General features: G+C 73.9%; 19 protein-coding genes. 11 read left to right on the forward strand and 8 right to left on the reverse strand.

Going from position 1 to position 20,557, the window contains the following annotated elements:
- The 4 genes from treZ (at position 1) to AVL61_RS01425 (ending at position 4,938) form a co-directional block, all read left to right on the forward strand.
- The gene (treZ, locus tag AVL61_RS01410; RefSeq protein WP_058872555.1) at positions 1-1,863 is read left to right on the forward strand and encodes a malto-oligosyltrehalose trehalohydrolase; all 1,863 of its coding nucleotides are present in this window, start codon (positions 1-3) and stop codon (positions 1,861-1,863) included.
- 107 nt (positions 1,864-1,970) lie between these two features.
- Entirely contained in the window at positions 1,971-2,996 is a 1,026-nt protein-coding gene (locus tag AVL61_RS01415; RefSeq protein ID WP_058872637.1) for an aldo/keto reductase, read from the forward strand.
- Positions 2,997-3,015: 19 nt separating this feature from the next.
- A complete protein-coding gene (locus AVL61_RS01420; RefSeq protein WP_058872556.1) occupies positions 3,016-3,693 on the forward strand; it encodes a LysE family translocator in 678 nt (225 codons plus the stop codon).
- Between the two features lie 159 nt (positions 3,694-3,852).
- Positions 3,853-4,938: an inositol-3-phosphate synthase gene (locus tag AVL61_RS01425; protein ID WP_058872557.1), complete on the forward strand. Its 1,086-nt coding sequence runs from the start codon at positions 3,853-3,855 to the stop codon at positions 4,936-4,938.
- A gap of 66 nt (positions 4,939-5,004) precedes the next feature.
- On the opposite strand, the gene AVL61_RS01430 is transcribed toward AVL61_RS01425, so the two are convergent.
- Positions 5,005-5,793 carry a phosphatase gene (locus AVL61_RS01430; protein ID WP_058872558.1) on the reverse strand — a complete coding sequence of 263 codons (789 nt, stop codon included), beginning with the start codon at positions 5,791-5,793 and terminating at the stop codon, positions 5,005-5,007.
- A complete protein-coding gene (locus AVL61_RS01435) occupies positions 5,790-7,082 on the reverse strand; it encodes a glycosyltransferase (protein ID WP_058872559.1) in 1,293 nt (430 codons plus the stop codon). The genes AVL61_RS01430 and AVL61_RS01435 overlap by 4 nt, the downstream gene beginning before the upstream one ends.
- Before the next feature lie 151 nt (positions 7,083-7,233).
- Here AVL61_RS01435 and alr point away from each other — a divergent pair, with 151 nt between their 5' ends.
- From alr to tsaD, 5 genes are all read left to right on the forward strand, one after another.
- A complete protein-coding gene (gene alr / locus AVL61_RS01440; protein ID WP_231738233.1) occupies positions 7,234-8,481 on the forward strand; it encodes an alanine racemase in 1,248 nt (415 codons plus the stop codon).
- Positions 8,478-9,131, forward strand: coding sequence for a tRNA (adenosine(37)-N6)-threonylcarbamoyltransferase complex ATPase subunit type 1 TsaE (gene tsaE / locus AVL61_RS01445; protein ID WP_058872560.1), 654 nt, complete (start codon positions 8,478-8,480; stop codon positions 9,129-9,131). Before alr ends, tsaE begins: the two co-directional genes overlap by 4 nt.
- A gap of 82 nt (positions 9,132-9,213) precedes the next feature.
- Positions 9,214-9,891, forward strand: a complete 678-nt coding sequence (gene tsaB, locus AVL61_RS01450; protein ID WP_058872561.1) for a tRNA (adenosine(37)-N6)-threonylcarbamoyltransferase complex dimerization subunit type 1 TsaB — start codon at positions 9,214-9,216, stop codon at positions 9,889-9,891.
- Positions 9,892-9,929: 38 nt separating this feature from the next.
- Positions 9,930-10,427 (forward strand): ribosomal protein S18-alanine N-acetyltransferase, encoded by a 498-nt coding sequence (rimI, locus tag AVL61_RS01455; RefSeq protein WP_058872562.1) that lies wholly within the window; start codon positions 9,930-9,932, stop codon positions 10,425-10,427.
- Entirely contained in the window at positions 10,424-11,521 is a 1,098-nt protein-coding gene (gene tsaD, locus AVL61_RS01460) for a tRNA (adenosine(37)-N6)-threonylcarbamoyltransferase complex transferase subunit TsaD (protein ID WP_058872563.1), read from the forward strand. The genes rimI and tsaD overlap by 4 nt, the downstream gene beginning before the upstream one ends.
- A gap of 31 nt (positions 11,522-11,552) precedes the next feature.
- On the opposite strand, the gene AVL61_RS01465 is transcribed toward tsaD, so the two are convergent.
- The 6 genes from AVL61_RS01465 to AVL61_RS01490 all read right to left on the reverse strand — a co-directional run bounded on the left by AVL61_RS01465 (position 11,553) and on the right by AVL61_RS01490 (position 17,988).
- Positions 11,553-12,698: a glutamate--cysteine ligase gene (locus tag AVL61_RS01465; RefSeq protein ID WP_058872564.1), complete on the reverse strand. Its 1,146-nt coding sequence runs from the start codon at positions 12,696-12,698 to the stop codon at positions 11,553-11,555.
- 69 nt (positions 12,699-12,767) lie between these two features.
- The gene (locus AVL61_RS01470) at positions 12,768-14,039 is read right to left on the reverse strand and encodes a THUMP-like domain-containing protein (protein ID WP_058872565.1); all 1,272 of its coding nucleotides are present in this window, start codon (positions 14,037-14,039) and stop codon (positions 12,768-12,770) included.
- 42 nt (positions 14,040-14,081) lie between these two features.
- Entirely contained in the window at positions 14,082-14,837 is a 756-nt protein-coding gene (locus AVL61_RS01475; RefSeq protein ID WP_058872566.1) for an iron ABC transporter ATP-binding protein, read from the reverse strand.
- The gene (locus AVL61_RS01480) at positions 14,834-15,913 is read right to left on the reverse strand and encodes an iron chelate uptake ABC transporter family permease subunit (RefSeq protein WP_157571241.1); all 1,080 of its coding nucleotides are present in this window, start codon (positions 15,911-15,913) and stop codon (positions 14,834-14,836) included. The genes AVL61_RS01475 and AVL61_RS01480 overlap by 4 nt, the downstream gene beginning before the upstream one ends.
- Positions 15,906-16,904: an ABC transporter permease gene (locus AVL61_RS01485; RefSeq protein WP_197412607.1), complete on the reverse strand. Its 999-nt coding sequence runs from the start codon at positions 16,902-16,904 to the stop codon at positions 15,906-15,908. The genes AVL61_RS01480 and AVL61_RS01485 overlap by 8 nt, the downstream gene beginning before the upstream one ends.
- Before the next feature lie 88 nt (positions 16,905-16,992).
- Positions 16,993-17,988: a siderophore ABC transporter substrate-binding protein gene (locus AVL61_RS01490; protein WP_058872568.1), complete on the reverse strand. Its 996-nt coding sequence runs from the start codon at positions 17,986-17,988 to the stop codon at positions 16,993-16,995.
- 431 nt (positions 17,989-18,419) lie between these two features.
- On the opposite strand from AVL61_RS01490, the gene groES reads away from it, so the two are divergent.
- Positions 18,420-18,716: a co-chaperone GroES gene (groES, locus tag AVL61_RS01495; protein ID WP_047801805.1), complete on the forward strand. Its 297-nt coding sequence runs from the start codon at positions 18,420-18,422 to the stop codon at positions 18,714-18,716.
- A gap of 150 nt (positions 18,717-18,866) precedes the next feature.
- Positions 18,867-20,474: a chaperonin GroEL gene (gene groL, locus AVL61_RS01500; protein WP_058872569.1), complete on the forward strand. Its 1,608-nt coding sequence runs from the start codon at positions 18,867-18,869 to the stop codon at positions 20,472-20,474.
- The last annotated feature ends 83 nt before the right edge of the window (positions 20,475-20,557 follow it).

The raw sequence follows: 20,557 nt of genomic DNA on the forward strand, positions 1-20,557 counted from the left end.
ATGAACACCCGCGACCACCTCAACCGCTTCGACGTCTGGGCCCCGCACGCCAAGGCGGTGACCGTGCGGATCGAGGGCGAGGACCACGAGATGCTGCCCGCCGCGGCCCTGCCCGAGGACTCGCCCGCCGGCACCGCGGCACGCCGCGACGGCTGGTGGACCCTGCCCGACGGCGCGGACGTCCCCGAGGGCACCGTGCGCTACGGCTACCTCCTGGGCAAGACCTTCGACGAGGGCACGGCGGAGGAGCGCTCCCAGGTCTCCGAGGTCCTGCCGGACCCCCGCTCCCGCCGCCAGCCCCAGGGGGTGCACGACCTCTCCTGCACCTTCGAGCCCTCCGCGCACCGGTGGGGCGACACCGCGTGGACCGGGCGCACCCTGGCCGGCTCGGTGGTCTACGAGCTGCACGTGGGCACGTTCACCCCGGAGGGCACCCTCGACTCCGCGGTCGAGCGGCTCGACCACCTCGTGGACCTCGGCGTGGACTTCGTGGAGCTGCTGCCCGTCAACGGCTTCAACGGCGAGCACAACTGGGGCTACGACGGCGTCCTCTGGTACACCGTGGACGAGTCCTACGGCGGGCCCGCGGCCTACCAGCGCTTCGTGGACGCGTGCCACCAGAAGGGGATCGGCGTCATCCAGGACGTGGTCTACAACCACCTGGGCCCGTCCGGGAACTACCTGCCCCTGTTCGCCGACTACTTCAAGCCCGGCTCCAGCACGTGGGGGGACCTCATCAACCTCGACGGCTGGGGCTCCGACGGCGTCCGGGACTACATCCTGGACAACGTGGAGATGTGGCTGCGCGACTACCACGTGGACGGGTTCCGCCTCGACGCCGTGCACGCGCTGCAGGACCACCGGGCCGTGCACATCCTCGAGGAGATCGCCGAGCTCGTGGAGCGCGTGGGCGTGGAGACCGGCAAGCCCCTGTTCACCGTCGCGGAGTCCGACCTCAACGACCACCGGATGATCACGCCGACCACGGCCCACGGCCTCGGCATGACCGCACAGTGGCTCGACGACTTCCACCACGCGGCGCACGTGGCGCTGACCGGGGAGACGCAGGGCTACTACGCCGACTTCGCCGCCCTCGGGACCCTCGACAAGGTGATGCGGGACGCGTTCTACCACGACGGCACCATGTCCGTGTTCCGCGGCCGCCACCACGGCCGGCCGGTCGACAAGCAGCGGGTGCGCCCGTGGCAGTTCGTCACGTGCATCCAGAACCACGACCAGATCGGCAACCGCGCCGCGGGGGACCGGATCAGCGCGAGCCTCACACCCGACCAGCTGGTGCTGGGCGCCGTCCTGCTGCTCACCCAGCCGTTCACCCCCATGCTGTTCATGGGGGAGGAGTGGGGTGCGTCCACCCCGTGGCAGTTCTTCACCGCCCACCCCGAGCGCGAGCTCGGCGAGGCCGTGGCGAAGGGCCGCAAGGCGGAGTTCGCGTCCATGGGCTGGGACGAGGCCACGGTCCCGGACCCGCAGGCGCCCAGCACGTTCACGGACTCGAAGCTCGACTGGGACGAGCCCGGCCGGGAGGACCACGCCCGGGTGCTGGCCGCCTACCGCGAGCTCATCGCCCTGCGGCGCCGGGTGCCCGAGCTCACCGACCCGCGCTTCGACACGATCGGCACCGACCTCGACGAGGACGCCCGCTGGTTCGTGCTGCGCCGGGCCACGGCTCCCGGCTCCGGCCACGGGGTCGCGGTGCTGCTGAACTTCGGCGACGAGCCCGCCCGGGTCCCGTTCCCCGGCCGCCGGGGCGCGGAGCTGCTCTTCCGCTCCGGGGACGTGTCGCTGACGGACGACGGCGTCGCCGAGCTGCCCGCCCACGGCGCCGCCGTGGTCCGCCACTGAGCCACCGCGGCCTCCCACCCCACGACGCCCCCCAATCCCGAAAGGCCACCGTGCGCACCTACGGACCCGATGTCCCCTACCTCCCCGCCGAGGACCGCTACGAGACCATGCCGTACCGCCGCGTGGGCGAGTCCGGGCTCAAGCTGCCCGTCATCTCGCTGGGGCTGTGGCACAACTTCGGCGACGACAAGCCGCTCGGCACCCAGCGCGCCACGCTGCGCCGGGCCTTCGACCTGGGCGTGACCCACTTCGACCTCGCCAACAACTACGGCCCGCCGGCCGGCGCCGCGGAGCTGAACTTCGGCAGGATCCTGGCGCAGGACCTCGCCCCGTACCGGGACGAGCTCATCATCTCCTCGAAGGCCGGGTGGACCATGGGCCCGGGCCCGTACGGCTTCGGCGGCTCCCGGAAGTACCTGGTGTCCTCCCTCGACCAGTCCCTGCAGCGGATGGGCCTGGACCACGTGGACATCTTCTACCACCACCGCCCCGACCCGGACACCCCGCTCGAGGAGACCATGCGGGCCCTCGACCATATCGTGCGCTCGGGGCGGGCCCTGTACGTGGGGATCTCCTCCTACAACGCCGAGCTGACCCTGCGCGCCCAGCAGATCATGCGGGAGCTCGGCACGCCGCTGCTCATCCACCAGCCGTCCTACTCGATGCTCAACCGGTGGATCGAGTCGCCCGGCCCGTCCGGGACCTCCCTGCTGGGCGCCCTGACGGAGACGGGGATGGGCTCGATCGTGTTCTCCCCCCTGGCCCAGGGCATGCTCACGGACCGGTACCTCCAGGGCATCCCGGAGGGCTCCCGGGCCGCGGCGGAGAAGTCCCTGGACCCGGAGTGGCTGACCGGCACGACCCTCGAGAAGGTCCGGGGCCTGCACGAGATCGCCGAGGCGCGCGGGCAGAGCCTGGCCCAGATGGCGATCGCGTGGGTGCTGCGGGAGCAGGCGGACGGTCAGGTCAGCACCGCGCTCGTGGGGGCCTCCTCGCCGCAGCAGCTCGAGGACAGCGTGGGCGCCGTGCACCGGCTCTCGTTCACGCCGGAGGAGCTGGAGGCCATCGACCGGCTGGCCACGGACTCCGACATCAACATCTGGGCGGGCGCCCGCGACTCCAAGACCGCGTGAGCGGCAGGGCGCGGTAGCCGTGGAGGCCTCGCAGTACCTCGCCCTCCTCGGGCTGTGGATCGCCGGGATCGTCGCCCCCGGCCCGGACGTCCTGGTCATCCTGCGCAACGCGTCCCTGGGCTCCCGGGCGGCCGGGGTGCTCACCGCCGTGGGGGTGATGACCGGCAACCTCGTGTGGATCACGCTCTCCCTCACCGGGGTGACCGTCCTGATCGGCCAGGCGGACACCGTCCAGCGGATCATCCAGGTGGCCGGGGCGCTGTTCCTCGGCTGGCTGGGCGTGAGCGGGATCCGGGCGGGGCTCGCCGCGCGGGCCGTTCCCGAGCGGGTGCCGAGCGCCGGGGCCGGCGGACGCGGGACGGTCCCGGAGGAGCCGCAGGTGCCGCCGGGCCGCACCGTCACCCCGGGGCGGGGCTTCGTGCTCGGTCTCGTCACGAACCTCTCGAACGCGAAGGCCATCATCTTCTTTGTGGCGCTCTTCGCCAACGTGGTCCCGGCGGGCGCGCTGTGGTGGGAGACGGCCCTGGTCTTCGCGCTGCTCGTGGCGGTGGGCCTCGCGTGGTTCACCGCGGTCGCGTGGGTCGGCTCGGTCCAGCGGCTGGCCGCGGGCTTCCGGCGGCACGGCGCCGCCGTGGAGCTCGCCGCCGGCGTGCTGTTCCTGGTGCTCGCCCTCGGCCTGCTCCTCAGCGCGGTGTGAGCCCGGCGGCGGGCCCGGCCCGCAGCCCGGCCGTCCCGGCCCCCGGCGGGCACTAGACTGGACCGCTGGGTCCTGCCCGGCGACGTGCCGGGAGCCCGTGCGGGTGTTCGCCCGGCCCGTGCCGGGGGCGGAACCCAGACGACCAGACAAAGGAGTCCCGTGTCCCACCATCCCATTCGCGTGGCCGTCGCCGGTGTCGGCAACTGCGCCTCCTCGCTGATCCAGGGCGTGCACTTCTACGCCGACGCCGATCCCACGGCTTCCGTGCCGGGTCTGATGCACGTGGTCTTCGGTGACTACCATGTGTCCGACATCGAGTTCGTGGCCGCCTTCGACGTCGACGCCGCCAAGGTCGGGACCGACCTGTGCGAGGCGATCGGCGCCGGCGAGAACAACACCCTGGTCTTCGCGACCGTCCCGCACACCGGGGTGACGGTGCAGCGCGGGCCCACCCTGGACGGGCTGGGGGCCTACTACCGGGAGGCGGTCCAGGAGTCGGCGGAGCCCCCGGTGGACGTGGCCGCCGCCCTGCGCCAGGCGCAGGTGGACGTGCTGGTGTCCTATCTGCCGGTGGGCTCGGAGGAGGCCGACCGGTACTACGCCCAGGCGGCCCTGGAGGCCGGGGTGGCCTTCGTCAACGCGCTGCCGGTGTTCATCGCCTCCGACCCGGGGTGGGCGCAGAAGTTCACCGAGGCGGGGGTGCCGATCGTCGGGGACGACATCAAGTCCCAGATCGGGGCGACGATCACCCACCGGGTGCTGGCGAAGCTCATGGAGGACCGCGGCTACGTGCTGGACCGGACGTACCAGCTCAACGTGGGCGGGAACATGGACTTCATGAACATGCTGGAGCGGACCCGGCTGGAGTCGAAGAAGATCTCCAAGACCCAGGCGGTGACCTCCAACGTGGAGCGGGAGTTCGGCACGAAGGACGTGCACATCGGGCCCTCGGATCACGTGCCGTGGTTGGAGGACCGGAAGTTCGCCTTCGTGCGCCTGGAGGGCCACGGCTTCGGCAACGCGCCGATCAGCCTGGAGTACAAGCTGGAGGTGTGGGACTCGCCGAACTCGGCCGGGGTGATCATCGACGCGATCCGGGCGGCGAAGATCGGGGCCGATCGCGGGGTCGGGGGTCCGTTGACCTCGGCCTCGGCGTACTTCATGAAGTCCCCGCACGTGCAGCTGCCCGACGACGTGGCGCGGGCGGACCTGGAGGCCTTCATCCGCGGCGAGCGCGAACGCTGAACCCCGGCCGCCCGTCGTCGGCCCTCGCACCGTCCCCGGTGCGGGGGCCGGCGCCGTCCGGGGCCCTCAGACGTAGTCCGCCAGGCCGGCGCGGTGGAGCACGAACGCGGTGACGGGCTCGTAGACGCGCGGCGGGAGGTTGTCGTCGAGCGGCACGGCGACCTCGACCTGGCCCTGCGCCTCCGCCACGAACACTCCGGGGTCGTTGCAGTCCGCGACCGCGACGGTCCGCAGCCCCCGCGAGCCGGCCGCCCCGGCGAGGCCGTGGTCGGCGACCACGAGGTCGGGCGGGTTCTGCCCGTCGCGGCGCAGCTTCTCGAGGGTCAGGGACATGGGACCGGGGAAGTGGGTGTGCCGCAGCCCGCCGTACTGCTCCACCATCACCACGCTCTCGATCTGCCGGACGTCGCCGTCCTCGAAGGGGAAGCCGTCCGGGACGTGCACCACGTGCGCGCCCGCGCGGCGGACCACCCGGGCCAGCTGCGCGTAGACCGGGAACAGGCCGGCCGGGTGCCCGGTGGCGAAGAGCACGCGGCCCCCGCCGGCGACCACCTCGCCCAGGACCGCCGCGTAGCGCTCCAGCGCGGCGACGCAGAGCTCCGCGGAGATCGTGTCCTGGCCCTCGCGGTGCGCCCGGTCGGGGGAGATGCCGACCCGGTCCCGCATGAGCGCGAACACGTCCTCGAAGGTCCACTCCCGGGTGCGCAGCACCCCCATGTGCTGGTGCTGGTCGCCGTCGAGGAAGCCCTGGATGTTGCGCAGGTTCGCCTCACGGGGCGTGGCCACCGCTCCGGTGATGCGGTGGTGATCGAGGTGGCGGGCGAGGTCTGCGGGGGAGAGGGGGGGAGTCGTCACCGTTCGAGTGTATTCAGCCGCCGGCCCCTACCGTGGCGTACCCCCGCCCGGGCCCGCGTGCGGGCGTAGACCTCCGCCGTGGACCGGGCGGTGCGCTCCCAGGAGTGGCCCTGGGCGCGCCGGGCGGCCGCCGCACCCATGCGCTCCAGCGCGGCGGGGTCGGCGGCGAGCGCCAGCACGGCGCGGGCCCACGAACCGGGGTCTCGGTCGGGCACGAGCCGGCCGGTGAGCCCGTCGAGCACCGCGGTGCGCAGACCGTCGACGTCCGTGGCGAGCACCGGCGTGCCGCACGCCTGGGCCTCCAGCGCCACGAGCCCGAACGTCTCGGACGAGGACGGGACGGCCACGACGTCGGCCCGGCGCATCCGGGCCGCGAGCTGCGGGGCGGGCAGGGCGGGCCCGAAGCGCACGGCGTCCGCCAGGCCCAGCTCCCGCACGCGCTCCCGCAGCGCGGCCGTGAAGCCCCGGGTGCCGACCCCCACGACCTCCAGCTCCACGGCCACGTCCGGGGCGGTCTGCCGGATCCGTGCGAGCGCGTCGACGAGCACGTGCGGGCCCTTGAGCGCCTGCAGGCGGCCGGCGAACAGGATCCGCAGCGGGCGTCCGGGCGCACCGGGGGGCGCCCCGCCGGTGCGGCGGGGCTCCCCGGGAGCGGCGTCCGGGGTGAAGGCCGAGAGGTCGACGCCCGGGGTGATCACGGTCAGGCGTGCCGGGTCGGCGTCGTAGAGCTCGATCATCTGCAGCGCCTCGGTCCGGGTGTTCACCACCGTGGCCTCGGCCCGGGCGATCAGCCCGGCCTCGGCCTCGGCCCGGGAGGCGGGCTCGAGGCCCTCCCCGGTCCGGGTGCGCAGGTTCTTCCCGAGCGCCGTGGTGTGCAGGGTCAGCACGAGCGGGACCCCCCACCCGTCGGCGAGCTCCCGGCCCGCGGCGCCGGAGAGCCAGTAGTGGGCGTGCACCACGTCGGGCCGGTCGGCCTCCGCGCGGAGCACGTCCGCGAAGGCGGAGGTGAACCCCGGCAGGTCCTCCTTGCTCGCCCCGGCGGCCCCGGGCAGGGCCACGGTGAGCAGCCGCAGCCCGCGGCGGATGGGGGTGGTGCGCACGCCCGCGGCGGCGGGGGCGCCGGCGCCGCGGTCGAGGGTGGCCATGTCCACGGTGTGGCCGGCGTCCACGAGGGCATCGGCGAGGTGGCGGACGTAGACGTTCATCCCGCCCGCATCCCCCGACCCCGGTTGCTCGAGGGGACAGGTGTGCAGGCTGATCAGCAGGACGTGGCGGGGCGCGGCGGACACGGCTCAACTCTAGCGTCCGGCCGCCGGGACACCGGCGGCCCGGCCCCGGACCGGGTCCGCCCCTGCACCGGGCCCGCCCCTGCACCGGTCCGCCCCTGCATCGGCCCGTCCCTGCGCCGGGCGCGACGGCGCCGGTGCGAGAATGGGACCCGTGAACCGTGCTGAACCCGTCCCGGCCGACCCGTCCGGCGGCGTCCTCCGCCCCCCGCCCCGCCCCGAGCGCAGCGCCGTGGTCGACCTCGCCGCGGTCCGCGCCAACGTGCGCCGGCTGCGGGCCCTCGCCGCTCCCGCCCGGCTGATGGCCGTGGTCAAGGCGGACGCCTACGGCCACGGCGCGGTCCCCGTGGCCCGCGCGGCGCTCGAGGCCGGCGCGGACGCCCTGGGCGTCGCCCACGTCGGCGAGGCCCTCGCGCTGCGGGCCGCGGGGATCGGCGCTCCCGTGCTCGCGTGGCTGCACACCGTGGACACGGACTTCGCGGCGGCGCTCGCCGCCGACGTCGAGCTGGGCGTCAGCGGGTGGGAGCTCGCCCCGATCACGGAGGCCGCCCGCGCGCGCGGCGGCACCGCCCGCATCCACCTCAAGATCGACACGGGCCTGGGCCGCAACGGCGCGCCGGAGGCCCTCTGGCCCGCGCTCGTGCGGGCCGCCGCGCAGGCCGAGGCCGAGGGCCTCGTGCAGGTCGTGGGCGTCTTCACCCACCTGGCCGTCGCCGACGAGCCCGCCCGGCCCGAGACCCGGGAGCAGCTCGAGCGCTTCCGCGCGGCCGTGGCCACGGCCCGTGCCGCCGGGCTCCGGCCCGCCCTGCGGCACGCGGCGAACTCGCCCGGCCTGTTCGGCGCCCCCGGGCTCGAACGCCCCGGGGACATGCTCCTGGACATGGTCCGGGTGGGCGTCTGCCTCTACGGGCTCTCCCCGTTCGCCGACCGCACCCCGGAGCAGCTCGGCCTCGTGCCCGCCATGACCCTGCGCAGCACGGTCAGCGCGGTCAAGGAGGTCCCGGCGGGACAGGGCGTGTCCTACGGGCTGAGCTACGTCACCGACCGGCCCACCACCCTGGCGCTCGTCCCGCTGGGCTACGCCGACGGCGTCCCGCGCTCCGGCACCGGCGGGCCGGTGCGGATCCAGGGCCGCACCTACCCGGAGGTCGGCCGGGTCGCGATGGACCAGATCGTCGTGGACCTCGGCGCGCCGGGCCTGTCCGCCCCCGAGCACGGACTGCTCGGGGCGGAGGCCGTGCTGTTCGGGGCGGGGGAGAACCCCTCGGCGAGCGCGTGGGCGGACGCCGCCGGCACCATCAACTACGAGATCGTCACCCGCGTCTCGCCCCGCGTGCCGCGGGTGCACCTGCACGCCGCGGAGGACCGGGGCGGCGCGGGCCCGGAGGGAGAACAGGCATGAGCGAGTGGACGCGGACCGTGACGGTGGACGGGCCCGGGCGGACCCAGGCCCTGGCCGAGCGGCTGGGCGGGCAGCTGCGCGCCGGGGACCTGCTGGTCCTCACCGGCGAGCTCGGCGCGGGCAAGACCACGTTCACCCAGGGCCTGGGACGGGGCCTGGGGGTGCGCGAGGGGATCATCTCGCCCACGTTCGTGCTGGTGCGCCGCCACCCCAGCGTCCCGGACGGGCCCCGGCCCGGCGGCCCGGACCTGGTGCACGTCGACGCCTACCGGCTGGGCTCCGCGGCGGAGGTCGACGACATCGACCTGGAGGACACCGTGGACACGGCCGTCACCGTGGTCGAGTGGGGCGCCGGGAAGGTGGAGCACCTGGCGGAGTCCCGCCTCGAGATCGTGCTGGAGCGCGCCGTGGGCGCCGACCCGCTCGGCCCCGGCGCCCCGTCCGGGACGGGGGCGGGCCCGGAGGACCCGGGCCGCACGGACGAGGACCCGAGCGACCCGGACGGGGACCCGAGCGACCCGGACGAGGGCCCGAGCGACCCGGACGGGGACCCGGGCGACCCGGACGGGGACCCGGGCGATGAGCCCCGCCGCATCACGCTCACCGGGATCGGCCCGCGCTGGGCGGGCGGGCCGCCGCGGCTCGACTGATCGCCCCGGCCGGCCCGTCCGGCCCGGCGGCGGACCGGGCGGGCCGGGCGGGGCAGGGCGGGGCGGGCACTACACTGGTCGGGTGCTCCTCCTGTGCCTGGACTCCTCCGCCGTCGCCTCCGCCGCCCTCGTGACCGGTGCGGGCGAGGTGCTCGGCTCCTTCGCGAGCCCGGACACCCGCTCCCACGCCGAGGTCCTGGCCCCCGCGGTCCGGGACCTGCTGGCCGGCCACGGCGTTCCGGGCGGCGACCTCGACGGGATCCTCGTGGGCACCGGTCCCGGGCCGTTCACCGGCCTGCGTGCGGGGATCGCGACGGCGCGGGCCCTCGCCTTCGCCTGGGACGTCCCGCTGCACGGGCTCATGAGCCTCGAGGCCCTCGCCCAGGACGCGGCCGCGCACGCCCGGACGGCCGGGCACGAGGAGTTCCTCGTGCTCACCGACGCCCGGCGCAAGGAGGTCTACTGGGCGCGCTACGCCCTGGCCGAGGACGGACCGCGGCCGGCCGGGGGCCCCGGCGTGGCCGCCGCCGAGCAGCTGCCCGCGCTGCCCGCCTACGGCCGCGGCGCGGGGATCTACGCGGACCGCCTGGCCCGTCCCGTCCCGGAGTTCGCCGCGGCGCAGCCCACGGCGTCGTCCCTGGGCCTCGCCGCCGCGCGCCGCGCGGCCCGCGGGGAGGCGCCGTCCCCGGACACGACCCCGCTGTACCTGCGCGAGTCCGACGCGAAGGTGCCCGGCCCCCGGAAGCGGGCGGGCGCGTGAGCGCCGCGCCCGGGCGCGGCCCCTGGACGCTGCGCCGAATGGTGCCCGCGGACCTCGCGGCGGTGCACGCGCTCGAGCGGCGGCTCTTCCCCGTGGACGCCTGGCCGCTGGAGATGTTCTCCGCGGAGCTGGCCCAACCCGTGTGCTGGTACTGGGTGGCGGAGCAGGACGGCGAGATCGTCGGCTACGCAGGACTGATGTGCATCCGCCCCGTGGGCGACGTGCAGACCATCGCCGTGGTCCCCGAGCACGAGGGCCGCGGGATCGGCTCCGCCCTGCTGCGCACCCTGCACGCGCAGGCCCGGGAGCTCGGCGCCACCGAGGTGCTGCTCGAGGTCCGCGCCGACAACCCGCGCGCCCAGCGGCTCTACCGCCGCTTCGGCTACGAGCAGATCCACGTCCGCCCCCGCTACTACCGGGACGGCGCCGACGCGCTGATCATGCGGCTCGACCTCGCCGCGCCGAGCGCCCCCGGCACCCCGGGCGCACCGGACGCCCCCACGGAACCGGACACCCCCACGGAGGAGACCCCATGACCGACGGACCGCTCGTGCTGGGCATCGAGTCCTCGTGCGACGAGACCGGCGTGGGGATCGTGCGGGGGCGCACCCTGCTCGCCAACGTCGTGTCCTCCTCCATGGACGAGCACGCGCGCTTCGGCGGCGTGATCCCCGAGATCGCCTCCCGCGCCCACCTCGACGCGATCGTGCCCGCCCTCCGCGAGGCCCTGGACCGGGCGGGCGTGGACCTCGAGGACCTCGACGCCCTCGCGGTGACCTCCGGCCCCGGACTGGCCGGGGCCCTCATGGTGGGCGTGGCCGCCGCCAAGGCCCTCGCCGTGGCCACGGGCAAGCCCCTCTACGCCGTCAACCACCTCGTGGCGCACGTCAGCGTGGGCCTGCTCGAGGACGCCGGGGTCGAGGGCTTCCAGGGCGCCTTCGACGACGGCCTGCCCCGCGACCTCGGGGCGCTGCTGGTCTCCGGCGGGCACACCGAGATCCTCGCCGTCGAGGACCTCGGCCGGGACGTGCGCCTGCTCGGGGCCACGATCGACGACGCGGCCGGCGAGGCCTACGACAAGGTGGCCCGGGTCCTGGGCCTGGACTACCCCGGCGGCCCGGCCATCGACGCCGCCGCCCGGGACGGGGACCCCACCGCCTTCCGCCTGCCGCGCGGGCTCACCGCGGGCAAGTACATGGGCTCCGCCGAGCGGCCCGGGCCGCACCGCTACGACTTCTCCTTCTCCGGGCTCAAGACCGCCGTCGCCCGGGTCGTGGAGGGCTGCGAGGCCCGGGGCGAGACGGTGCCGGTGGCCGACGTCGCGGCGTCCTTCCAGGAGTCGGTGGCCGACGTCGTCACCCGCAAGGCCGTGCTCGCCTGCACCGAGCAGGGGCTCGGGACGCTGCTGCTGGGCGGGGGAGTGGCCGCGAACTCCCGGCTGCGGGAGCTCACGGCCGAGCGCTGCGCCGAGCACGGGATCGAGCTGGTGATCCCCCGGCTCCCGCTGTGCACCGACAACGGGGTCATGGTCGCGGCGCTCGCCGCCCGGGTCGTGGCCGACGGCCGGGCGCCCTCCGGGCTGGACTTCGCCGCGGACTCGTCCCTGCCGGTCACCACCGTGTCCGTGTGAGCGGGCGCGCCGGGCGGGCGCACCCGCCCGGTCAGTCGTTCTCGCGGGTGCGGCGGACGATGTCGAGGGCGACCGCGTGCAGGTCCCCGTCGTGGGCCCGGGCGACCGCGCGCTGGCGCTGGTAGCCGGCGCCCTCCTGCATGATCCGCTCCACGTCGGCGAGCTCCCGCGAGCAGCCGAGCTCCGCGGCCACGGGCTCCAGCCGGTCGAGCAGCGCGCTCAGGTCCTCGCGCAGGTCCCGCTCGACGTTGCGGGGGTCGGTGATGACCTCGGCGTCCAGGCCGTAGCGGGCCGCCCGCCACTTGTTCTCCTGGATGTGCCACGGCTTGAGCCGCACCGGAGCGCGTCCCGCCTCCACGTCCCGGGAGAGGGACTCCGCGAGGCACTGGGTCAGCGCCGTGAGCGCCCCGACCTCCCAGAGGGTCGAGAGCCCGTCGCAGAAGCGGACCTCGTCGGTGCCCAGCCGGGGCACGGGGCGCACGTCCCAGCGGGCCTCGCTCATCTCCTCGATGATGCCGGTGGCGATCATGTCGGTGATGCACTGCTCGTACGCCGTCCAGGACGGGAAGTGGTACGGCAGCCCCGCCGTGGAGAGCTGCTGGAAGATCATGGAGCGCTGCGACGCGTAGCCGGTGTCCTCACCGGCCCAGAAGGGCGAGTTCGCGGACAGCGCGAGCAGGTGGGGGTAGTAGGTCAGCAGCCCGTCGAGCACCGGGAGGGCCTTCGCCCGCGAGTCGAGGCCCACGTGGACGTGCACCCCGTAGATGACCATCTGCCGGCCCCAGTACTGGGCGCGGTCCACGAGCTTGTGGTAGCGCTGCTTGTCGGTGACCTGCTGGTCCTGCCAGCGCGCGAAGGGGTGGGTGCCCGCGGCGAAGACCTCGAGGCCCTGCGGGTCGGTGACCCGGCGGATCTCGTCCATCATGGTGGACAGCTGCTCGGTGGAGTGGGCCACGTCCCGGCACACCCCGGTGACCAGCTCGATGGTGTTGAGCAGGAACTCCCCGGTGAGGTGAGGGTGGTCGCCGTCGGTGCCCCAGTCGGGATGGGCGTCCAGGACGGCCTCGAACGTCTCCCGGCCGCGGGGCACGAGATCCCCCGTGCTGCCGTCCACGAGGGCGATCTCCCACTCGACGCCGAGCGTCGACTGCTGGGAGCGGGCGAACGAGATCTCCACGCGGCAGGTCCTCCGTGCTCTTGAGGGCGGGCGCCCGGTCGGGGGCGGGCCGGACGGCCCGCGGAGCCCTCAGTCTACGGTTTCCACGACGATCACGACGCGCTTCTCCGCGGGGCCCGCCCCGGTCCGTCCGGGGCCGCCCGGGGCGGGGTCCGCGGCCGTCCTGGTGACCACGAGCGTGGCCCGTCCGGGGCCCTTCGGCGCGAGCCGGCGGCGCAGCTCCTCCGGGGTCACGTCCGTGCCGCGCTTCTTGATCTCGAGCGTGCCGACCTCGTGCTCCCGCACCCACCGCCTGAGCACCTTGACGGTGTGCGGCAGCACCTCCCGCACGCGGTACGCGCGGGCCAGCGGGGTGCGCACGAGCTCGTCGGAGGTGAGGTAGGCGATCCGGGGGTGGATCAGCCGCGCCCCCAGCTGCCGGGCGAGGTCCGTGACGAGGCCCGCGCGGATCACCGCGCCGTCCGGTTCGTAGAGGTAGGCGCCCACGGGCCCGACCACCGCGTCGGCGTGGGCGGGGTCGTGGTCCTCCGGGCTGACGATCTCCGCGGACCCGTGCTCGGAGAGCACGAGCGCCGCCCGCCGCACGCCGGGGCGGGCCACCGCGTTGAACCACAGCACGGCCTCGACCACGTCGCCCCGGTCGGAGACCCACTGCGCCTCGCACCCGGCGGGGACGGCCTCGTGCGGGATCCCCGGCCCCAGCTTCACCCCGACGGGCAGGCCGCGCCCGGCCAGCGCCGCCACGAAGGACAGGGGCGGGGAGAACGCCTCGGGGTCGAAGATCCGCCGGGTGCCCGACGACGACGTCGTGCGCCGCGCGGGGTCCAGCCACACCCCGTCCGGCGGCCCGGCGGGCAGGCCGGCGAGGTCCAGCGACTCGGCGTCGGCGTGCAGGACCGTGACCTCGGGGAACGGCAGGAGGTTGAGGGTGGCGACCGCGGCCGTGGTCTCGTCGAGCTCCACGGCGGTGACCCTGCGGTCGAGGGAGGCCAGCGCGAGCGCGTCCGCGCCGATGCCGCAGCCGAGGTCGGCCACGTGCTCGGCGCCCGCGCCGGCGAAGCGCCGCGCGTGCAGGGCGGCCACCCGCAGCCGGGTGGCCTGCTCGAGACCGGCCCGGGTGAAGAGCATGCGGTCGGCGAATCCGCCGAACTTCTCCCGGGCCCGGGCGCGGAGCCTGGCCTGGGTGAGCACCGCGGCGACGAGCTGCGCCTCGTGCCCCTCGGCGCGCAGGCGGGTCGCCGTGCCCAGCGCGTCCTCGGCGTCGTAGGGGCCGACCGCCTCGAGCAGGCGCTGCCCCTCGGCCGTGAGCAGGGGTGCGATGTCGGCCGCCTCGTTCTGCATCGGTCCACCCTATCCGGGTCCGCCCGCCGGGGCGGGCGCCGGTCAGTAGAAGGCGGCCAGACGGCCCCGGGGGCCGTCGATGACCTGCACCGGCGTCTCGAAGACCCGGGTGAGGACCGCGCCGTCCATGATCTCGTGCGGAACGCCGAACTCGGCGATCCGGCCGTCCTTCACGGCGCAGATCCGGTCCGCGTAGTGGCTGGCGAAGTTGATGTCGTGGAGCACGATGACGATGGTGCGGCCCATCTCGTCGCACGCCCGCCGCAGGTGCTGCATCATCGACACGGCGTGGCGCATGTCCAGGTTGTTGAGGGGCTCGTCCAGGAGCACGTGGTCGGTCTCCTGGGCCAGCACCATGGCCACGTACGCGCGCTGGCGCTGCCCGCCCGAGAGCTGGTCGAGGTAGCGGTGCTCCAGCGGTCGCAGCCCGAGGAAGTCGATGTACCGGCCGATGATCTCCTCGTCCGCGGCGTTGAGCCGGCCGCGGCTGTGCGGGAAGCGGCCGAAGCCGACCAGCTGCCGCACCGTGAGCCGGGTGACGTAGTGGTTCTCCTGGCGCAGGACGGACACGATCCGGGCCAGGTCCTTGGACCGCGTCGTGGCCACGTCGTAGCCGGCGATGTCGATGCTGCCGTCGTCGAGGCCCAGCAGCCGGCCGATCATCGTCAGGAGCGTGGACTTGCCCGCCCCGTTGGGGCCGACCAGGGCGGTCATCCCGCCCGACGGGATCTCGAGGTCGACGGGCCCGATCGTCACCTCCCCGCCGTAGTCCTTGCGCACGTTGGTGAGGGTGATCACAGCCGGCCCTTTCGGAGGATGACGTACAGGAAGACGGAGCCGCCGACGAGCTCGATGATGATCGAGACGACGCCCTGGGCGTAGAAGACGTGGTTCAGCACGAAGTAGGCGCCCGTGAGGACGAGGAAGCCGGTGAGCACCGCGACGGGGAAGACACAGCGGTGGTCGTGCGTGCCGGCGAACTGGTACGCGAGCGTCGCGACCAGGAAGCCGAGGAACGTCATCGGGCCCACCAGGGCGGTGGAGACGGCCATGAGCACGGAGACGAAGAAGAGCGTGCGCATGATCTCGGCCCGGTGCCGCACGCCGAGGTTCACGCTCACGTCCCGCCCGAGGGCGACCACGTTCAGGCGGGCGGAGCGCAGCCACAGCGCACCCCCGGCCAGCACGCACAGGGGGACGGCCACGGGGAGGTAGTCGGCGTGCGCGTTCGTCACGGAGCCGAACAGCCGGGCGGAGAGCACGTCGAACTCGCTGGGGGACAGCAGGCGCTGCATGAAGGTGGAGACGGAGCCCAGCCCCCCGCCGATGACGATGCCCACGAGCAGCATCACCTGCAGGTTCCCGTACCGGCCGGAGAGCAGCCAGCCGTAGAGGGCGAGGGAGAGGGCCACCATGAGCGCGACCTGCAGGAGGAACTGCGGCACGCCCTGGAGGACGAGGATCCCCGCGGCGCCCAGGAAGTAGACCGTGGACGTCTGGATCGCCACGTAGAGGGACTCGAAGCCCATGATCGACGGGGTGATGATGCGGTTGTTCGTGGCCGTCTGGAAGCTCACCGTGGCCACGGCCTGGCAGAAGGCCACGACCGCCATGATGACGACGCCCGTCACCCGCCGGTCCGCGATCCGCCAGAACCCGTCCGAGCCGACCGGCATCGGGTTGTCCCACGCCAGCAGGCCGAAGGCGAAGCCGGCCGAGGCGAGGGCCAGCACGGCGACGACCGTCCAGTACCGCCGCCGGGCCCGCGGCGTGGGGAACGCGCCGGTGCCGCCCCGCGCGGGGCGGGCCCCCGCCGCCGGGGTCGCGGCCGGTGCCGGTGTCGTCGCGGGTGTCCCGAGCACGGCCTCAGACACGTCGACGCTGCCTGAGGAGCAGGTGGACGAACACCACGGCGCCGACGATCCCGAGGATCACGGACACCGGGATCTCGAACGGCATGATGACGATCCTCCCGATCAGGTCGCACACCGTCACGATGGCGACGCCGAGCAGGCACACCCAGGGCAGGTTGCTGCGCAGGTCGTCGCCGCGGACCATCGAGACGATGTTGGGCACGATCAGGCCCAGGAACGGCAGGTTGCCGACGACGACGGTGACGACCCCGGTGGCCACCGCGATCAGGCCCGTCCCGAGCAGGACGGTCCGGTGGTAGTCCAGGCCGACGTTGGTGGCGACGTCCTCGCCGAGCCCGGCGACGGTGAGCCGGTCCGCCACGAGGAACACCGCGATCCCGACCAGCAGGACGAGCCACAGCACCTCGTACTGGCCGCGCAGGACCGAGGTGAAGCTGCCGGCGAACCAGACCCCCAGGTTCTGCAGCATGTCCGTCTGCAGCACCAGGAACGTCGAGACGGAGCCGACCACCGCGCCCAGCATGATGCCGACGATGGGGACGACGAGGGAGGAGCGCAGGGAGACGCGGCGCAGGAAGAGGAAGAAGATCATGGTCCCGAGGAAGGCCGCGGTCACGGCGCCGAGCATCCGGGTGAGGATCGTGGCGCCGGGCACGAGGAGCATGACGAGCAGCAGCCCCAGCCCCGCCCACTCGGTGGTGCCCGTCGTGGTGGGCTCCACGAAGCGGTTCTGCGTGAGCAGCTGCATCACCAGCCCGGACATGGCCATGGCCGCGCCGGCGAGCACCAGGGCGATGGTGCGGGGGATCCGCGTGATGGCGAACATCTCGTCGCCGTCGGCGGCGCCGAAGACGTCGTAGACGCCGGTGAGCAGGGAGACGGCCAGCAGGGCCAGGACCCCGAGCACCCCGAGGAGGAGCTTGGGGTCGAACAGCGCCCCCGGGCTCCTGGTCCTGCCCCCGGTGCGGGGTCCGGACGAGATGGTTGTCATGGATCGGCCCTTCCTTCGGCCTCGTGTCCGGCGGCAGGGGAGCGGGGCCCGTCGCGGAGGGCCCCGCTCCCGCCGTCCGTCCGACAGGTCAGTTCTGCTCGCCCATGGCGTCGGCCAGGGTGTTGAAGAACTCCGTGTAGGTCTGGATGCCCTCGTTGGTGTAGGTGTCGCGGGGCATGTAGACGACGTTGCCCTCCTGCACCGCGGTGACGTTCCGCAGGGCCTCGGCGCCCTCGATGACCTCCTGCGCCGGGGTGAACTCGGGGTCGTCGGCGCTGATCGCGGCGTCCCGGTCCAGCACGAGGATCCAGTCGGGGTCCGAGTCGGCGATCGCCTCGACCGAGATGTCGTCGCCCTGGTGGTCGTCGCTGGCGCCGTCGACCTCGAGCGCCGGCTCGAAGCCGAAGATCTCGAACAGCGGGCCCAGGGTGCGTCCCTTGTCCGGGGCGATGAAGCCGATCTCGCCGCCGGAGACGGTGACGGCCATGACCGTGTCGCCGGGCCGGTAGCCGTCGGCCACGCGCTGCATCGCCGCGTCGAAGTCGCCGTTGATCTGCTCGGCCTCGTCCTCGCGGTCGAAGATCCGGCCCAGGACGGAGGTCTGCCGCTTCAGCTCCGCGTCGAAGGCCTGGTCCTCCCGCGGGTCCAGCTCCACGACGGTGGCCTCCGGCACGAGGTCGGCGAAGTCCTCGCGGTAGTCGGCGAAGCGCTGGCCGTTGACGATGAGGTCGGGGTCCGCGGCGACGACGGCCTCGAGGTCCGGCTCGCGGTGGTTGCCGAGGTCGATGACGGACTCGTCGTCGGCGTAGGCGATGGTGTCCGGCATGAGGGCGCGCGGGGCCGCGGCCAGTTCGACGTCCCACTCGGCGAGCGTCTCGAACGTGCGGTTGTCGGTGGCGACGACGGACCGCGGCGGGACGTCGACGGTCTGCGTGCCGAAGTTGTCCTCGACCTCGACCGTGGCGGTCGAGGCGGCGGAGGTCCCGGCGGAGGCGGGCTCGTCGCCCTGGGCCGTGCCGCAGGCGGTGAGGGCGAGGACGCCGGCGACGGCCAGGAGGGCGGCCGGGTGCGTGGAGCGGTTCATGGTCTTCCTTCGTGCAGAGGACGCCGGCGCGCTCCGGGAGGGAGGGCGTCGGCGGGGTCCGATGGGCGCGACGTACCCGCACACCGGTGTGCGGGGACGACGGGGAGGGCACCGTTGCTCGGCCGAGGTAAGGGTTGCCTTACCGCTCAACCTAGAGCGTCGGACGGGCGTGAGGCAAATCATTGGGGAACACCGGTGTGACCTAATTCCTCCCATCGGGGCCCGCGGGCACCGGCGCGCTGGCACTCGCCTTGACCGACTGCCAGCCCCCTCCTACAGTTGGCCTTGGCACTCTCCGGGTGAGGGTGCTAAGGGCCAGGCGATCGATCGGCACCGCGACGACGGTTGGTGCGCCAACCGGCCCGAAGCTCGACAGCGGGCTCCGCCCGCGGTCGCCCACCGTTTTCCACCCCTACAGACAAGGAGAGATCGTGTCGGTCTCCATCAAGCCTCTCGAGGATCGCATCGTCGTTCAGCCGCTCGCCGCTGAGCAGACCACCGCGTCCGGTCTCGTCATCCCGGACACCGCCAAGGAGAAGCCCCAGGAGGGCAAGGTCCTGGCCGTCGGCCCCGGTCGGGTCGACGACTCCGGCAACCGCATCCCGGTCGACGTCAAGGAGGGCGACGTCGTGATCTTCTCCAAGTACGGCGGCACCGAGGTCAAGTACAACGGCGAGGAGTACCTGGTGCTCCCGGCCCGCGACGTGCTCGCCGTCGTCGAGAAGTAGACCGGGCGGCACAGACCCGGCGCAGACCGCGCAGTCCGGACGAAGGGTGCCCGTCGCGCACGCCCCGCGGGGCCCGCGGCGGGCACCCTTCGCCGATCCCGATCCCCGAAACCGCTGGCGACCCCAGCCACCCAGAAGGAGCCATTGCCCATGGCCAAGCAGCTGGCATTCGACGATGCCGCCCGCAAGTCCCTCGAGAACGGCGTCAACAAGCTCGCCGACACCGTCAAGGTCACCCTCGGCCCGCGCGGGCGCAACGTGGTGCTCGACAAGAAGTGGGGCGCCCCCACGATCACCAACGACGGCGTGACCATCGCCCGCGAGGTCGAGCTCGACGACCCGTACGAGAACCTCGGGGCCCAGCTCGCCAAGGAGGTGGCGACCAAGACCAACGACGTCGCCGGCGACGGCACCACCACCGCCACCGTGCTCGCCCAGGCGCTCGTCAAGGAGGGCCTGCGCAACGTGGCCGCCGGCGCCGACCCGCTGAGCCTCAAGCGCGGCATCGAGAAGGCCGTCGAGGCGGTCACCGACCGCCTGCTGGAGAACGCCCGCCCCGTGGAGGGCGCCAACGTCGCCCACGTGGCCGCCATCTCGGCGCAGGACCCGGCGATCGGCGAGCTCATCGCCCGCGCCTTCGAGACCGTCGGCAAGGACGGCGTCATCACGATCGAGGACGGCTCGAGCACCGAGGTCGAGCTCGACGTCACCGAGGGCATGCAGTTCGACAAGGGCTACCTGTCCCCGTCCTTCGTGACCGACGCCGAACGCCAGGAAGCGGTCATGGAGAACTCCCTGGTGCTGCTGTACCAGGGCAAGATCTCCTCGGTGCCGGAGCTCATGCCCGTGCTCGAGAAGGTCCTCCAGGCCAAGAAGCCGCTGACCATCATCGCCGAGGACGTCGAGGGCGAGGCCCTCTCCACCCTCGTGGTCAACAAGCTGCGCGGCACCCTCGACGTCGTGGCCCTCAAGGCCCCCGGCTTCGGCGACCGCCGCAAGGCGATCCTGCAGGACCTCGCCGTACTCACCGGCGGCCAGCTCATCACCACCGAGCTGGGCATCAGCCTCGACCAGGTCACCCTCGAGCAGCTGGGCACCGCTCGCCGCGTGACGGTGACCAAGAACGAGACCACCCTCGTGGACGGCGGCGGGACCGAGGCCGAGATCCAGGACCGGGTCGCCACGATCCGCGCCGAGGCCGAGCGCACCGACTCCGAGTGGGACCGCGAGAAGCTGCAGGAGCGCCTCGCCCGCCTGGCCGGCGGCGTCTCCGTGATCAAGGTCGGCGCGGCCACCGAGGTGGAGGCCAAGGAGCGCAAGCACCGCATCGAGGACGCCGTGTCCTCGACGCGCGCGGCCCTCGAGCAGGGCATCGTCTCCGGCGGCGGCACCGCGCTCGTGCAGGCCGCGAAGGTCCTCGACGAGTCCGACCTCGGGCTCACCGGTGACGCCGCGACCGCCCTGGGCATCGTCCGCCGCGCCCTGCGGCAGCCGCTGTACTGGATCGCCCAGAACGCCGGCCAGGACGGGGCCGTGGTCGCCGCCCGGGTGGCCGAGCTCGAGCCCGGCCACGGCTACGACGCCGCCACCGGCGAGTACGTCGAGATGGTCGGCGCGGGCATCATCGACCCGGTCAAGGTCACCCGCTCGGCCCTGCAGAACGCCGCCTCCATCGCGGCGCTCGTGCTGACCACCGAGACGCTCGTGACGGACAAGCCCGCCGACGACGAGGGGCACGGCCACGGCCACCAGCACTGACGGCCGGCACTGACGGCCGGCGCCGAGCCGGCTCGCCCCGCGGACCCGTCCCACCACCGGTGGGGCGGGTCCGCCGCCGTCTG

Source organism: Kocuria rosea subsp. polaris (genome assembly GCF_001483755.1).
Lineage (GTDB): Bacteria > Actinomycetota > Actinomycetes > Actinomycetales > Micrococcaceae > Kocuria > Kocuria cellulosilytica.

Bases quoted from the DNA above. Each gene is read 5' to 3' on its own strand.
- AVL61_RS01415 (WP_058872637.1), top strand. From the start codon at position 1,971: ATGCCGTACCGCCGCGTGGGCGAGTCCGGGCTCAAGCTGCCCGTCATC.
- tsaD (WP_058872563.1), top strand. From the start codon at position 10,424: ATGACCGACGGACCGCTCGTGCTGGGCATCGAGTCCTCGTGCGACGAG.
- treZ (WP_058872555.1), top strand. From the start codon at position 1: ATGAACACCCGCGACCACCTCAACCGCTTCGACGTCTGGGCCCCGCAC.
- rimI (WP_058872562.1), top strand. From the start codon at position 9,930: ATGGTGCCCGCGGACCTCGCGGCGGTGCACGCGCTCGAGCGGCGGCTC.
- groL (WP_058872569.1), top strand. From the start codon at position 18,867: ATGGCCAAGCAGCTGGCATTCGACGATGCCGCCCGCAAGTCCCTCGAG.
- AVL61_RS01490 (WP_058872568.1), bottom strand. From the start codon at position 17,988: ATGAACCGCTCCACGCACCCGGCCGCCCTCCTGGCCGTCGCCGGCGTC.
- AVL61_RS01485 (WP_197412607.1), bottom strand. From the start codon at position 16,904: ATGACAACCATCTCGTCCGGACCCCGCACCGGGGGCAGGACCAGGAGC.
- AVL61_RS01470 (WP_058872565.1), bottom strand. From the start codon at position 14,039: ATGCAGAACGAGGCGGCCGACATCGCACCCCTGCTCACGGCCGAGGGG.
- tsaE (WP_058872560.1), top strand. From the start codon at position 8,478: ATGAGCGAGTGGACGCGGACCGTGACGGTGGACGGGCCCGGGCGGACC.